The organism is Streptomyces sp. NPDC046716 (assembly GCF_040645755.1).
GTDB lineage: Bacteria > Actinomycetota > Actinomycetes > Streptomycetales > Streptomycetaceae > Streptomyces.
In genome coordinates this window covers 1-14,917 of record NZ_JBEYYU010000083.1, presented here as the reverse complement: position 1 = coordinate 14,917, position 14,917 = coordinate 1, and the positions used below count along the sequence as shown (strand labels likewise).

The 14,917-nt window shown below is 73.6% G+C and carries 13 protein-coding genes; 11 read left to right on the top strand and 2 right to left on the bottom strand.

The genetic code is table 11. The annotated features are described in order from the left end of the window. Window positions 1-33: 33 nt before the first annotated feature. Window positions 34-915, bottom strand: a complete 882-nt coding sequence (locus tag ABZ930_RS37580) for a LysR family transcriptional regulator (RefSeq protein WP_361558696.1) — start codon at window positions 913-915, stop codon at window positions 34-36. A gap of 166 nt (window positions 916-1,081) precedes the next feature. Between ABZ930_RS37580 and ABZ930_RS37575 the strand changes: the two genes are divergently transcribed. Next, window positions 1,082-2,029 carry an EamA family transporter gene (locus ABZ930_RS37575; protein ID WP_361558693.1) on the top strand — a complete coding sequence of 316 codons (948 nt, stop codon included), beginning with the start codon at window positions 1,082-1,084 and terminating at the stop codon, window positions 2,027-2,029. Window positions 2,030-2,070: 41 nt separating this feature from the next. Next, complete coding sequence (locus ABZ930_RS37570; RefSeq protein WP_361558690.1) at window positions 2,071-2,745, top strand: VOC family protein; 675 nt, start codon at window positions 2,071-2,073, stop codon at window positions 2,743-2,745. Between the two features lie 255 nt (window positions 2,746-3,000). Here the strand turns inward: ABZ930_RS37570 and ABZ930_RS37565 are convergent, their stop codons facing one another. Further along, window positions 3,001-3,855 carry an NAD(P)H-binding protein gene (locus tag ABZ930_RS37565; RefSeq protein WP_361558687.1) on the bottom strand — a complete coding sequence of 285 codons (855 nt, stop codon included), beginning with the start codon at window positions 3,853-3,855 and terminating at the stop codon, window positions 3,001-3,003. 184 nt (window positions 3,856-4,039) lie between these two features. Between ABZ930_RS37565 and ABZ930_RS37560 the strand changes: the two genes are divergently transcribed. The 9 genes from ABZ930_RS37560 to ABZ930_RS37520 all read left to right on the top strand — a co-directional run bounded on the left by ABZ930_RS37560 (window position 4,040) and on the right by ABZ930_RS37520 (window position 14,743). Next, the gene (locus tag ABZ930_RS37560) at window positions 4,040-4,420 is read left to right on the top strand and encodes a helix-turn-helix domain-containing protein (RefSeq protein WP_361558684.1); all 381 of its coding nucleotides are present in this window, start codon (window positions 4,040-4,042) and stop codon (window positions 4,418-4,420) included. Between the two features lie 130 nt (window positions 4,421-4,550). Beyond that, on the top strand, window positions 4,551-5,369 hold the full coding sequence (locus tag ABZ930_RS37555; RefSeq protein WP_361558682.1) for a TIGR03084 family metal-binding protein: 819 nt from the start codon (window positions 4,551-4,553) through the stop codon (window positions 5,367-5,369). Further along, on the top strand, window positions 5,366-7,084 hold the full coding sequence (locus ABZ930_RS37550; RefSeq protein ID WP_361558679.1) for an acyclic terpene utilization AtuA family protein: 1,719 nt from the start codon (window positions 5,366-5,368) through the stop codon (window positions 7,082-7,084). The genes ABZ930_RS37555 and ABZ930_RS37550 overlap by 4 nt, the downstream gene beginning before the upstream one ends. Next, on the top strand, window positions 7,081-8,688 hold the full coding sequence (locus ABZ930_RS37545; RefSeq protein WP_361558676.1) for a carboxyl transferase domain-containing protein: 1,608 nt from the start codon (window positions 7,081-7,083) through the stop codon (window positions 8,686-8,688). Before ABZ930_RS37550 ends, ABZ930_RS37545 begins: the two co-directional genes overlap by 4 nt. A 9-nt stretch (window positions 8,689-8,697) precedes the next feature. Further along, window positions 8,698-10,611: a biotin carboxylase N-terminal domain-containing protein gene (locus ABZ930_RS37540; protein ID WP_361558673.1), complete on the top strand. Its 1,914-nt coding sequence runs from the start codon at window positions 8,698-8,700 to the stop codon at window positions 10,609-10,611. After that, on the top strand, window positions 10,608-11,774 hold the full coding sequence (locus ABZ930_RS37535) for an acyl-CoA dehydrogenase family protein (protein WP_361558670.1): 1,167 nt from the start codon (window positions 10,608-10,610) through the stop codon (window positions 11,772-11,774). The genes ABZ930_RS37540 and ABZ930_RS37535 overlap by 4 nt, the downstream gene beginning before the upstream one ends. A 63-nt stretch (window positions 11,775-11,837) precedes the next feature. Next, complete coding sequence (locus tag ABZ930_RS37530) at window positions 11,838-13,403, top strand: 4-coumarate--CoA ligase family protein (protein ID WP_361558736.1); 1,566 nt, start codon at window positions 11,838-11,840, stop codon at window positions 13,401-13,403. 15 nt (window positions 13,404-13,418) lie between these two features. Next, window positions 13,419-14,171: an enoyl-CoA hydratase family protein gene (locus ABZ930_RS37525; RefSeq protein WP_361558667.1), complete on the top strand. Its 753-nt coding sequence runs from the start codon at window positions 13,419-13,421 to the stop codon at window positions 14,169-14,171. Next, window positions 14,159-14,743 (top strand): TetR/AcrR family transcriptional regulator, encoded by a 585-nt coding sequence (locus ABZ930_RS37520; protein WP_361558665.1) that lies wholly within the window; start codon window positions 14,159-14,161, stop codon window positions 14,741-14,743. Before ABZ930_RS37525 ends, ABZ930_RS37520 begins: the two co-directional genes overlap by 13 nt. Window positions 14,744-14,917: the final 174 nt, after the last annotated feature.

Sequence of the window (14,917 nt, the reverse complement as noted above, 5' to 3'; positions counted from 1 at the left end):
CTGCGCGACCAGCCCCCACCGGCCCGCAGTCGGTCAGTCGGCTGTCACTTTCAGGGCGAGGGCGATGAGGTCGGGGATCGACGGGTGGCCCGGGCCCCGGCGGTGGGCCAGGAGGACCTGGAGGGGCGGCGCGTCGGTGAGCGGCACGTAGACCACCCCGGGATGAGGATGCAGGGCGACCGTCGCCGTCGACGTGACGCCCACCCCCCGATCGGCGGCGATCGCCGCGAGCCAGTCGTCCGTGTTGGCGACGGTGAGCGTCCGCCCGGGCCGCGCATCGGCCGGCCACAACCCGAGCGTGGTGGTCCCGGACACCGTGTTCAGGGCGATGACCTGATCGCGGAGATCGGCCAGCACCAGTGCGGAGCGGCGCGCGAGGGGACTGTCGGAGGGGAGCGCCGCCACCCGGGCCTCCCGGTGCAGCAGCGTGGTCACGAGTTCCGCCGAGTCGACCGGCCCCCGCAGCAGCGCCACGTCGACCCGGCTCCCGGCGTCCCGGGTCAGCCCGGCCGTACGGTCGTCGATGCGCAGCAGCTCCAGCGGCACATCGGGATGCTCCCGCCGCCAGCGCCGCAGCAGCGGGGTCGTATAGGCGCCCGCCGCCGACCAGGCGTGCCCGAGCCGCAGCGGCCGCCGCGGGGCCCGGGCCACGGCGACCGCGTCCTTGAACGCGTCGACGGCGGCCGCCGCCCGCGCACGGAACGCCCGCCCCTCGGCGGTCAGCTCCACATGATGGGTGGAGCGGTCGACGAGCCGCACACCGAGCGAGGCCTCCAGCGCGGCGAGGGTGCGCGAGACGGCGGGCTGGGTGATGCCGAGGCGGGCCGCGGCACGCGTGATGCCGCCCTCGTCGGCGACGGCGAGGAAACAGCGCAGGTGGCGCAGCTCAAGGGACTGGCTCGGATCCCGGGTCATGTCGGCGGAGCATAACGGGAGCGCAGAAGGCATTTCACGCGGCGTGCCGGGCGGTTCTAGCGTGGAGGTTCACGGTCGACGGAGAGTGCAGTACCGTAAACGGGCAAGTCGAAAATATTGCACTGCACGACGGTGGACCCGACACGAGAGAAGAGGAACGAGGCCCGTGAACGGCTCGCGCACCGAACAGGCCCAGGCGCCCGCACCGGAAGCCGCGCTCGTCCGGCCGGAGAGCGCGGGCACCGCCCCGGCGTCCCGCTGGGAAGCCCTGGGCCCGGTCGGCCTGGTCCTGGCCGGATGCGTCTCGGTGCAGTTCGGCGGCGCGGTCGCGGTGAGCCTGATGCCGCGCGCGGGCGCGGTGGGTGTGGTCACTCTGAGGCTCGTGGTGGCCGCGGTGATCCTGCTGGTCGTCTGCCGCCCGAGGCTGCGCGGTCACTCGCGCGCCGACTGGGGCACGGTGATCGCGTTCGGCATCGCCATGGGCGGCATGAACCTGCTCTTCTACCAGGCCGCGGCCCGCATCCCCCTCGGCCTCGCGGTCACCTTCGAGGTGCTGGGCCCGCTGGCGCTCTCGGTCATCGCCTCGCGCCGCGCGATCAATCTGCTCTGGGCGGGCTGCGCGCTCGTCGGCGTCTTCCTGCTGGGCGGCGCGGGCGACGGCCTCGGCGGGCTCGACCCGGTCGGTGTCGCCTTCGCCGTCGCGGCGGGCGGCGCCTGGGCCACGTACATCGTCTTCAGCGCCCGCACGGGCCGCCGCTTCCCGCAGGCCGACGGTCTCGCCCTCGCGATGACGGTGGCGGCCGTGCTCTGCCTTCCCCTCGGTCTCGCGACGGCCGGCCCGAAGCTCTTCGACCCGACGACGATCGCGCTCGGCTCGGCCGTCGCGGTCATGTCCTCGGTGCTGCCCTACACCCTGGAACTGATCGCCCTGCGCCGCCTGCCCGCGTCCACGTTCGCGGTGATGATGAGCCTGGAGCCGGCCATCGCGGCCCTCGCCGGGTTCCTCGTCCTGAGCCAGGCCCTGTCCTGGCTGGAGGCGGCGGCGATCACCTTCGTCATCGTGGCGAGCATGGGAGCGGTGCGCACCCAGGTGGGCCGCAAGAAGAAGCGCTGAACCCGCTCCCGCCGGGGCGGGCGGTCCGGCAGGATCGCCCCATGGACCAGCCGGACAAGCTCAGAAACCCCGAGATCCTGGCCGCCCTCGCCGACGGGCTGGGGGACTGGCGGCGCATGGCGCAGCCGATCGTCGCCCGGTACCGCGTCCCCGGCATCGAGGAGGGCGCCGCCTTCGTGGCCGCGGTCGCCGAGGCCGCGCGGGGCGCCGGGCGGGAGCCGGAGCTGAGGCTCGGGCCCGGGTTCGCCGAGGTGGCGCTCTGCACGGTCGACGCGGACGGCGGCCGCTGGGTCACCACGGCCGATCTGGACCTCGCCCGCACCGTGAGCGAACTGGCGGCCCGGCGCGGGCTGCCCGCCGTCCCCGGCGACATCACCCAGCTCGAACTCGGCCTCGACGCCACCGACTTCGACCGTGTCGGGCCGTTCTGGTCCGCGCTGCTCACCGGCTCCCCGGACCACGTGGTCCACGGCGACGTCATGGACCCCGCCCAGCGCGTCCCCAACGTGTGGTTCCAGCGCACGGACGCCCACGAAGCACCGCGCCAGCGCTGGCACCCCGACCTCTGGCTCGCACCCGAGGAGGCCGAACCCCGCATCCGGGCCGCCCTCGCGGCCGGCGGCGAACTCGTCGTCCGCTACGACGCCTCCTGCACCGTCCTCGCCGACCCCGAGGGCAACCGCGTGTGCGTGTGCACGGCGGAGGGGCGGGACTAGGGCCTGTCTTCACACTCCCCTCTGCCCCGCGACGCCTGGCACGTTCCCCCACACTCGAACCGGCTTCGCACGGCTCGTGCGGGAGGTGCCCCCTTCGCCGCACCGGGCGCAAGGCCGAGTACGTCCAGTACGAGGCCTTGCACCCGGCACGACGAGAGCACGCACCAGACGCCGCGGGGCCGCCCTCCGGGCGACGAGGGGAGTGTGAAGACAGGCCCTAGAGCCCGGCGGCCCGTCAGCGGAAGGCCGCCGCGTTCAGCGGAAGGCCGCCGCGTTGCGCTCCGCCCACTGCGCGAACGTACGGGCCGGCCGCCCGAGCACCCGCTCCACGTCGGGGCCGACCCGCTGCTCGGCCGCGTTCGGGGCGCCCAGGATGTCCAGGGTCGTCTCCACCACCGGTTCCGGCAGGAACGCCAGCATCTCGGCGCGGGCCTCGGCCCGGGTCTGTTCGACGAACCGGACGGGTTCCCCGAGCGCGGCCCCGATGGCCGCCGCCCGTTCCCGGGGCGTGGTCGGGGCCGGGCCGGTCAGGACGTAGGTACGGCCCGCGTGCGCCTCGGAGAGGAGCGCGGCCGCCGCCACCTCGGCGATGTCCGCCGGGTCGATCACCGGCAGGCCCACATCGCCGAACGGCGCCGCCACCGTGCGGCGCAGGCGCACGGACTCGGCCCACGCCCAGGCGTTGGAGGCGAAGCCGCCGGGCCGCAGCACCGTCCAGTCCAGGCCCGCGCCGCGCACGGCGTCCTCCAGCGCCCGCGCCACCCCGCCGTGCGAGGCGGAGTCGGGGCGGGTCTCCACCCCCTGTGAGGAGAGCAGGACGATCCGGCGGACACCGCCCGCCTTCGCCGCGCCGACGATGTCGTGCGGGCCGATCCGGTGCGCGTCGGCGCCCGAGTCGTGCAGAAACAGCGCCTCGGCGCCGTCGAAGGCGGGGCCCAGCGTCTCCGGGCGGGTCAGGTCGGCGGCGCGGTGACCGGTCCCCTCCGGCAGCGGGGCCGCCGGCTCCCGGCGGGACACCGCCGTCACCCGGGCCCGGCCGGACGCGGCCAGCGCTTGCAGCAGAGGCTGTCCCACGTTGCCGGTGGCGCCGGTGACCGTGATCGAGAGCATGTTCAACTCCGTATATAGACAAGTGAATTGAGAGGGGGGCAAGCGTCGCGGCAGGCGCCTTGCCGCGACTCGTCGAAGCTAGCAGCGCGGGTACAGTAGGTACCTAGGGGTAAGTGGCTGACCTGGGGGGATGCGGATGTCCGAGGGTGAGGTCCGAAGCCGGGGCGAGGGTGCCGTGCGGAACATGCCGCTGCCGCCCGGACCGGGGCTTCCCGCCGAGGTCGCCTGCCCCGTCTCTCCCGTCGTCGACCTGGTGTTCAGCCGGTGGACCACCCCGATCCTGTGGTCCCTGCACACCTTCGGACGGCAGCGCTTCGTCGAACTGCAGCGGCGCATCGGCACGGTCAGCCCGAAGGTGCTCACGCAGCGGCTGCGCCAGATGGAGCGCGACGGGCTGGTGCTGCGCACCTACCACCCCGAGGTGCCGCCCCGCGTCGAGTACGAGATCACCGAACTCGGCGGCAGCCTCGCCCCGTTGTTCGCCCGCCTCGCCGAGTGGGGCGCCGTCCATCTGGACCGGGTGGAGCGGGCGCGGCGTGACTTCGACGCCGGTCCGGCGCACTGACGAGAACCACCGCGGGCACCACCGGCTTCCCCGCGACCTTTTTTCATGCAAGCACGCTTGATTGTTTCTCGGACCGCTGCCATGCTCCAGGCACGCCGCCGCACATCGCCCTGCCCCGAGGGGAGCGCACGTGTCCGATCAGCCGTCACCGTCACCGTCGCCGTCGTCCGTCTTCGACGACCTGCGCGACGAGAGCACGGAACTCGACCGACTGGTCGCCGGGTCGGGACCGGACGGATGGCGGGCCGCGACCCCCGCGCCGCGCTGGACCGTCGCCCACCAGATCGCCCACCTCGCCTGGACCGACCGCGCGGCGCTGCTCGCCATGACCGACCCGGACGCGTTCGCCGGAGAGGTCGAGAAGGCCCTCGCGGCACCCGAGTCGTTCGTCGACGACGGGGCCGACGAGGGCGCCGCCCTGTCGCCGGACGAGCTGCTCGCCCGCTGGCGCGAGGGACGGACCCGGGTGGACGAGGTGCTGCGCGCCGTCGCCGCCGAGAAGCGGAAGTTCCCCTGGTACGGGCCGCCCATGTCGGCCGCGTCCATGGCCACCGGACGGCTCATGGAGACCTGGGCCCACGGCCAGGACGTCGCCGACGCGCTCGGTGTCGCCCGCGAGCCCACCGACCGGCTGCGGCACATCGCCCGGATCGGCGTACGGGCCCGGGACTTCGCCTTCGGGGTGCGGGGGATGGATGCACCGGGCGAGGAGTTCCGCGTCGAACTCATCCTGCCCAGCGGCGCGTTGTGGGCGCTCGGCCCGGAGGGCGCCGCCCAGCGCGTCACCGGCGACGCGCTCGACTTCTGCCTCCTCGTCACCCAGCGCGCCCACCGCGACGACGTCGACGTCCGCGCCGAGGGCCCCGACGCCGACCGCTGGCTCGGCGTCGCGCAGGCCTTCGCCGGTCCGCCGGGGCCGGGCCGCGCGGCGAAGGGGACCCGCGCATGAGCGCGATACGCCCGCTGCGGACAGCCAACGCCTCCGGGTTCTACGGCGACCGGTTCGACGCGATGCGCGAGATGCTGACCGGCGGCCCGCTCGACGTCCTGACCGGCGACTATCTCGCCGAGCTGACCATGCTCATCCTCGGCCGCGACCGCCTGAAGGACCCCGGGCGCGGCTACGCCCGTACCTTTCTGCGGCAGTTGGAGGAGTGCCTGGGCCTCGCCGTCGAGCGCGGCGTGAAGATCGTCGCCAACGCCGGAGGGCTCAACCCGGCGGGACTCGCCGACTCCGTGCGGGAGTTGGCCGACCGGCTCGGTCTGTCCGTCGCCGTCGCCCACGTCGAGGGCGACGACCTGCTGGCCACCGGCCGCTTCCCGGGCGCCCTCACCGCCAACGCCTACCTGGGCGGCGCCGGCATCACCGCCGCCCTCGGGGCGGGCGCCGACATCGTCGTCACCGGCCGCGTCACCGACGCCGCCCTGGTCAGCGGGCCCGCCGCCTGGCACTTCGGCTGGGCCCGCGAGGGGCAGGACGCGTACGACCGGCTCGCCGGAGCCGTCGTCGCCGGGCACATCCTGGAGTGCGGCACCCAGGCCACCGGCGGCAACTACGCGCACTTCACCGCGCACGACCCCGGCACGTTCGCGCGGCCCGGTTTCCCGCTCGCCGAGATCCACGAGGACGGGTCCGCCGTCATCACCAAGCATCCCGGCACCGGCGGCCTCGTCGACCTCGGCACCGTCACCGCCCAGCTCCTGTACGAGACCGGGGGCGCCCGGTACGCCGGACCCGACGTCACCGTGCGGCTCGACACCGTCCGCCTGGAGCAGCAGGGCCCCGACCGGGTCCGCGTGCACGGTGTGCGCGGCGAGGCGCCGCCGCCCACCCTCAAGGTCGGGCTCAACCGGCTCGGCGGGTTCCGCAACGAGGTCGTCTTCGTGCTGACGGGACTCGACATCGACGCCAAGGCCGACCTCGTACGGCAGCAGATGGACGACGCCTTCGACCGGGCCACGTCCCGCCCCGCGCACGTGCGCTGGGAGCTCGCCCGGACCGACCGGCCGGACGCCGGTACCGAGGAGACCGCCAGCGCCCTGCTGCGGCTCGTCGTGCGGGACCAGGACCAGAACGCGGTCGGCCGGGCCCTGAGCGGCGCCGCCGTCGAGCTGGCCCTCGGCTCGTACCCCGGGTTCCACGTCACCGCGCCGCCCGGCAAGGGAGCCCCCTACGGCGTCTTCGAGGCCGCGTACGTCGAGCGCGGGGACGTCCCGCACATCGCCGTGCTGCCCGACGGCCAACGCCTCGCCCTGCCTCCCTACGACGGGCCCGCGCAGCCCCTCGCGCCCGTCGACGAGCCCGGTCTGCCCGACGCCCCGCCCGCAGGCCCCACGCGCCGCGCCCCTCTCGGCCTCGTCGCCGGGGCCCGCAGCGGCGACAAGGGCGGCGACGCCAACATCGGCGTATGGGCCCGCTCCGACGAGGGATGGCGTTGGCTCGCGCACACCCTCACCGTGGAGCGGCTGCGCGAACTCCTGCCGGAGACGGCCGGGTTGACCGTCACCCGGCACGTCCTGCCGAACCTCCGCGCCCTGAACTTCACCGTCGAGGGGATCCTCGGCGAGGGCGTCGCCGCGCAGGCCCGCTTCGACCCGCAGGCCAAGGGCCTCGGCGAATGGCTGCGCTCCCGCCACCTCGACATTCCGGAGGCACTCCTGTGACCGTCCTGGCCAGCGCCCTGGACACCCGGTCCGACGACTACGCCGCGCACCGCGCCGCCCTCCTCGACAAGCTCACCGCGCTCGACGGCGAACACGCCAAGGCGCTGAACGGGGGAGGCGAGAAGTACGTGCAGCGGCACCGGGGGCGCGGCAAGCTGCTCGCCCGGGAACGCATCGAGCTGCTCCTCGACCCGGACACCCCGTTCCTGGAGCTGTCGCCGCTCGCCGCCTGGGGCAGCGACTACACGGTGGGCGCCTCGCTCGTCACCGGCATCGGCGTCGTCGAGGGCGTCGAGTGCCTGATCACGGCCAACGACCCGACCGTGCGCGGCGGCGCCAGCAACCCCTGGTCGCTGAAGAAGGCCCTGCGCGCGAACGAGATCGCGTACGCCAACCGGCTGCCGTGCATCTCCCTCGTCGAGTCCGGCGGCGCCGATCTGCCGTCGCAGAAGGAGATCTTCATCCCGGGCGGCGGCATCTTCCGCGACATCACGCGGCTGTCCGCGGCCGGGATTCCGACCGTCGCCGTCGTCTTCGGCAACTCGACGGCCGGCGGCGCGTACATCCCCGGCATGTCCGACCACGTCATCATGGTGAAGGAGAAGGCGAAGGTCTTCCTCGGCGGGCCGCCGCTGGTCAAGATGGCGACCGGCGAGGAGAGCGACGACGAGTCGCTCGGCGGCGCCGAGATGCACGCCCGCACCTCGGGCCTCGCCGACTACTTCGCCCACGACGAGCAGGACGCGATTCGGCAGGCCCGCCGCGTCGTCGCCCGCCTCAACCACCGCAAGGCGTACGCGGATCCGGTGGGTCCACAGCCTGTGGAGCCGCCCAAGTACGACCCCGAGGAACTGCTCGGGATCGTGCCCGAGGACCTGAAGGTGCCGTTCGACCCGCGCGAGGTCGTCGCCCGCATCGTCGACGGCTCCGACTTCGACGAGTTCAAGCCGCTGTACGGGGCCTCCCTCGTCACCGGCTGGGCCTCCCTGCACGGCTATCCCGTGGGCATCCTCGCCAACGCGCAGGGCGTGCTGTTCAGCGAGGAGTCGCAGAAGGCCGCCCAGTTCATCCAGCTCGCCAACCAGCGCGACATCCCGCTGCTCTTCCTGCACAACACCACCGGCTACATGGTCGGCAAGGAGTACGAACAGGGCGGCATCATCAAGCACGGCTCGATGATGATCAACGCGGTCTCCAACTCCCGCGTCCCGCACCTGTCGGTCCTGATGGGCGCCTCGTACGGCGCCGGGCACTACGGCATGTGCGGGCGCGCCTACGACCCCCGCTTCCTGTTCGCCTGGCCCAGCGCCAAGTCCGCCGTCATGGGGCCGCAGCAGCTCGCGGGCGTCCTGTCGATCGTCGCCCGGCAGTCCGCCGCCGCGAAGGGACTCCCGTACGACGAGGACGCCGACGCCGGACTGCGCGCCATGGTCGAGCAGCAGATCGAGACCGAGTCCCTGCCGATGTTCCTGTCCGGACGGCTCTACGACGACGGGGTCATCGACCCGCGCGACACCCGCACCGTCCTCGGGATCTGCCTGTCCGCGATCCACACCGCACCGTACGAGGGCGCCCGCGGCGGCTTCGGCGTCTTCCGGATGTGAGGGTTGAAAGTGATCACGAACGTCCTTGTGGCCAACCGCGGCGAGATCGCCTGCCGCGTCTTCCGCACCTGCCGTGACCTGGGCATCCGCACGGTCGCCGTGCACTCGGACCCGGACGCGGACGCCCTGCACGTCCGCGAGGCCGACCTCGCCGTACGCCTTCCGGGCGCCACCCCCGCCGACACCTACCTCCGCGCCGACCTCGTCGTGAAGGCCGCCCTCGACGCGGGCGCCGACGCCGTGCACCCGGGCTACGGCTTCCTGTCCGAGAACCCCGACTTCGCGCGGGCCGTCGCCGACGCCGGGCTGACCTGGATCGGACCGCCGCCCGAGGCGATCGAGGCCATGGCGTCCAAGACGCGCGCCAAGCAGCTCATGGGCATCGAGCCGCTCGGCGAGGTCACGGCGGCCGATCTGCCGGTCCTCGTGAAGGCCGCCGCCGGGGGTGGCGGGCGGGGCATGCGCGTCGTACGCCATCTCGGCGACCTGAAGGAGGAGTTGGCGGCGGCGCAGGCCGAGGCGCTGTCCGCCTTCGGGGACGGAGAGGTCTTCGTCGAGCCGTATGTCGAGGGCGGACGCCACGTCGAGGTGCAGGTCCTCGCCGACACGCACGGCACCGTGTGGCAGCTCGGCACGCGGGACTGCTCGCTCCAGCGCCGCCACCAGAAGGTGATCGAGGAGGCGCCCGCGCCCGGTCTCGCCCCTGACACCCTGGCCGCCGTCCATGAGCTGGCCGAGCGGGCCGTGCGGGCCACCGGCTACGTCGGCGCCGGAACCGTCGAATTCCTCGTCGCGGACGGCACCGCGCACTTCCTGGAGATGAACACCCGCCTCCAGGTCGAACACCCCGTCACCGAGGCCGTGTTCGGCCTCGACCTCGTCGCGCTCCAGCTCCGGGTCGCCGAGGGGGAGACGCTGGATCCCGAACCCCCCGCGCCGCGCGGGCACGCCGTCGAGGCCCGCCTCTACGCCGAGGACCCGGCCGCCGGATTCGCCCCGCAGACCGGCTCCCTGCACCGGCTCACCGTCCCCGCCGGCGTCCGCCTCGACACCGGTTACACCGGCGGCGACACCATCGGCGTCCACTACGACGCCATGCTCGCCAAGGTCGTCGCCCACGCGCCCACCCGCGCCGCCGCCGTCCGCGCCCTGGCCGGGGCCCTGGAACGGGCCGCCGTGCACGGCCCCGTCACCAACCGCGACCTGCTCGTCCGCTCGCTGCGGCACCCCGAGTTCGCGGAAGCCCGCATGGACACCGGGTTCTACGAGCGGCACCTCGACGAGCTCACCGCCCCCGACGAGGACCCGTACGCCCCGCTCGCCGCCGCCCTCGCCCAGGCGGCCACCGCGCCCTCGCGCTTCGGCGGCTTCCGCAACGTGCCGTCGCAGCCGCACGGCAGGAGCTACCGCAGCGTCCCCCACGACACCGCCTACGAGGTGCGGTACCAGCACGGCCGCCGGGGGCTCGAAGCCGTCGCCGTCTCTCGCGGCGGGGCGGACCCGGACACGGGCACCCTGCACGACGTCACCGGTGTCCGCGTCCTGCACGCCGCACCGCACCGCGTCGTCCTCGACATCGGCGGGGTGCGCAGGACGTTCGACGTCGCCGCGTACGACGACGGCCGGGTGTACGTGAACGGCGCCACCCTCGTCGCACAGCCCCGCTTCACCGACCCCAGCGAGCAGCGCGCCCCCGGCTCCCTGCTCGCCCCCATGCCCGGCACCGTCGTCCGTGTCGCCGAAGGACTCGGCGAGGGCTCCGCCGTCACCGCCGGACAGCCCCTGATCTGGCTGGAGGCCATGAAGATGGAGCACCGCATCACCGCTCCCGCCTCCGGCACGCTCACCGCCCTGCACGCCCTCGTCGGCCGGCAGGTCGAGGTGGGCGCCCTGCTCGCCGTCGTCCAGGAGGAACAGTCGTGAACGCTCCCGTCCTCGAAACCGAAGAGCACCGCGCCCTGCGCGCCGCCGTCGCCGCCCTCGGCAAGCGGTACGGCCGCGACTACATGACCCGGATCACCAGCGCCGGCGGCCACCCCGAGGAGCTGTGGGCCGAGGCCGCCAAGCTCGGCTACCTCGGCGTGAACCTCCCCGAGGAGTACGGCGGCGGAGGCGGCGGAATCGGCGAACTCTCCATCGTCCTGGAGGAGTTGGGGGCGGCCGGATCGCCGCTGCTGATGATGGTGGTCTCGCCCGCGATCTGCGGCACCGTCATCGCCCGGTTCGGCACCGAGGAGCAGAAGCGCGCCTGGCTGCCCGGGCTCGCCGACGGCAGCCGCACCATGGCGTTCGGCATCACCGAGCCCGACGCCGGTTCCAACTCGCACCGGATCACCACCACGGCCCGCCGCGACGACGACGGCTCCTGGGTCCTGAGCGGCCGCAAGGTGTTCATCTCCGGCGTCGACATCGCCGACGCCACCCTCATCGTCGGCCGCACCTCCGACGCCCGTACCGGAAACCTCAAGCCCTGCCTCTTCATCGTGCCCCGCGACACGGAGGGCTTCGGCCGCCGCCAGATCGACATGGAGCTCCAGGCGCCCGAGAAGCAGTGGGAGCTGACCCTCGACGACGTCCGGCTGCCCGCCGACGCGCTCGTCGGCGACGAGGACGCGGGCCTCCTCCAGCTGTTCGCCGGGCTCAACCCCGAGCGCATCATGACGGCCGCCTTCGCGATCGGCATGGGCCGCTACGCGCTGGGCCGCGCCGTCGAGTACGCCCGCGACCGCACCGTGTGGAAGTCCCCGATCGGCGCCCACCAGGCCATCGCCCACCCCCTCGCCCAGGTCCACATAGAACTGGAACTGGCCCGCCTGATGATGCAGAAGGCGGCCACCCTGTACGACGCGGGCGACGACATCGGCGCCGGTGAGGCCGCCAACATGGCCAAGTACGCCGCCGCCGAGGCATGCGTGCGCGCCGTCGACCAGTCCGTGCACACCCTCGGCGGCAACGGCCTGACCCGCGAGTTCGGCCTCGCCTCCCTCATCACCGGCTCACGCGTGGCCCGCATCGCGCCGGTCAGCCGGGAGATGATCCTCAACTACGTGTCCCACCAGACCCTCGGACTCCCCAAGTCCTACTGAGCACCGAAGCGCGACCGAGCACGGCTGAGCACAACTGACCTTCAATGACGAGGAGTTGGCATGGTGTTCCGGAGTGAGTACGCGGATGTGGACGTCGTCGACGAACCCATCCACGACGTCGTGCTCGGGGGTGCCGCGGCCCGCGGCGACACCCCCGCCCTCGTCGACGGCGAGGCCGGCACGACCCTCACCTACGCGCAGGTCGACCAGTTCCACCGCAAGGTGGCGGCCGGGCTCGCGGAGGCGGGGGTGCGCAAGGGCGACGTCGTCGCGCTGCACAGCCCGAACACCATCGCCTATCCCGTCGCCTTCTACGGCGCCACCCGCGCCGGCGCCTCCGTGACGACCGTGCACCCGCTCGCCACCCCGGAGGAGTTCGCCGGGCAGCTCAGGGACAGCGCGGCGAGCTGGATCGTCACCATCACCCCGTTCGCCGCGGCCGCCCGGCAGGCCGCCGAACTCGCGGGCGGCATAAGGGAGATCTTCGTCTGCGACCCGGCGGGGGACTCCGGCCACCGCTCGCTCCTCGACATGCTCGGCACGGACGCCCCCGAACCCCGTATCGCCGTCGACCCGGCCGACGACGTCGCCGCGCTCCCGTACTCCTCCGGCACCACCGGGCGCCCCAAGGGCGTCATGCTCACCCACCGCAACATCGCCACCAACCTGGCCCAGCTCACGCCGATGATGCCGATGGGCCCCGGCGACCGCATCCTCGCAGTGCTGCCCTTTTTCCACATATACGGCCTTACCGCACTGATGAACGCCCCGCTGCGACAGGGCGCCACCGTCGTCGTGCTGCCCCGCTTCGACCTCGACACCTTCCTCGCGGCGATCGAGAAACACCGCATCAACGGCCTGTACGTGGCCCCGCCCATCGTCCTCGCCCTCGCCAAGCACCCGGCCGTCGAGGGCTACGACCTGTCCTCGCTGCGCTACATCATCAGCGCCGCCGCCCCGCTCGACGCCGACCTGGCACGGGCCTGCTCGGACCGGCTCGGCCTGCCGCCGGTCGGCCAGGCCTACGGCATGACGGAACTGTCGCCCGGCACGCACGTCGTCCCGCTGGCGGCCATGGACACCGCCCCGCCGGGAACCGTCGGCAAGCTGATCCCCGCCACCGAGATGCGCCTCGTCTCCCTCGACGACCCGGCCCGGGACGTCGCGACCGGCGAACCCGGCGAGGTCGTCGTCCGCGGACCGCAGGTCATGAAGGGCTACCTCGGCAGACCCCAGGCGACCGCCGAGATGATCGACGGCGACGGCTGGCTGCACACCGGAGACGTCGGGACCGTGGACGCCGACGGCTGGCTGTTCGTCGTCGACCGGGTGAAGGAACTCATCAAGTACAAGGGCTTCCAGGTGGCACCCGCCGACCTGGAGGCCCTGCTCCTCACCCACGACGGCATCGGTGACGCCGCCGTCATCGGCGTCACCGACGACGACGGCAACGAGATCCCCAAGGCCTTCGTCGTCCGCTCCGACCCGGCGCTCACCGAGGACGACGTGCTCTCCTACGTCGCCGGACGCGTCGCCCCGTACAAGAAGGTCCGCCGGGTCGCGTTCATCGACGACGTGCCCCGGGCCGCGTCCGGCAAGATCCTGCGCCGCCAACTCAGGGAAGGGTGAAGGGAACCCCACACCATGTCAGCGTCAGCCACCGCGCATCTCGTCCGCCACGACCGCACCCGCGGCGTCACGACCCTCACCCTCGACTCGCCCGCCAACCGCAACGCCCTGTCGACCGCCCTCGTCGCCGAACTCACCGAGGCCCTGCGCCGGGCCGACGCGGACGACGACGTACGCGCCGTCGTCCTCACCCACACCGGCACCACCTTCTGCGCGGGCGCCGACCTGCGCGATCCGCCCGACCCGGACGCGCTGGTCGGTCTGTTGCGGACCATCGTGGCCCTGGGCAAGCCGGTGGTGGCCCGGATCGACGGCCACGTACGGGCGGGCGGCCTCGGGCTCGTCGGGGCCTGCGACATCGCGGCGGCCTCGGCCCGCGCCTCCTTCGCCTTCACGGAGGTCCGCATCGGGGTGGCGCCCGCCGTCATCTCCATGCCGCTGCTGCCCCGAGTGGACCCGCGCGCGGTCGCCCGCTACTACCTGACGGGGGAGCGGTTCGACGCGGCGGAGGCGGCCCGCATCGGGCTGGTGACCCTGGCCGCCGACTCCGCCGACACCGCGCTCGAACCGGTCCTGGACGGGCTGCGGCGGTCCGCGCCGGACGCCCTGGCGGAGACGAAGAAGCTGCTCACGGTTAAGGTCCTTCAAGCCCTCGACCGGGACGCGGAGGCGCTGACGGCGCTGTCGGCGCGGCTGTTCGCCTCCGACCAGGCCCGGGAAGGGATGACAGCCTTCCTCGAACGACGGGACCCCGCATGGGTGTTGTGACCCCGCCCAAACAGGACCGCTCGCGCGCGACGCGGCGCAAACTCCTGGAGTCGGCGGTGGCATGCCTGGCCGAGCGCGGCTGGTCCGGCTCCACCGTGTCCGTCGTCGCCGAGCACGCCGGGGTGTCCAGGGGCGCCGCCCAGCACCACTTCCCGACCCGCGAGGACCTGTTCACGGCGGCCGTCGAGTACGTCGCCGAGGAGCGGTCCACCGCCCTGCGCGGGCTGCGTCCGCAGGGGCGGGCCGAGGCCGTCGCGGCCCTGGTCGACCTCTATACCGGGCCGCTGTTCCGGGCCGCGCTGCATCTGTGGGTCGCCGCGTCCAACGAGCCGCAGCTCGGCGGCCGTGTCGTGGACCTGGAGGCCCGGGTCGGCCGCGAGACCCATCGCATCGCGGTGGGACTCCTCGACGCCGACGAGTCGGTCCCCGGGGTGCGGGAGATCGTCCAGGGCCTCCTCGACATGGCCCGGGGCCTGGGCCTGGCCAACCTCCTGACAGACGACGCCGCCCGTCGCGCCCGGGTCATCTCCGAGTGGACGTCCCTCGTGGACCGGGCACTGACACCGTCGTAGCCCGCGGCCCGGTGGGGGCTGGTCGCGCAGTTCCCCGCGCCCCTGAAACGAGCTCCGCTCGCCCAGGGGAGGCTGCGCGCAGCGCATGCCTCAGGGGCGCGGGCGAACTGGTCGGCCCACGCCGCGTACGCGAAGCTCTCCGCGCCCGCGACCCGCAGCTTCGGCAGCCCGCGC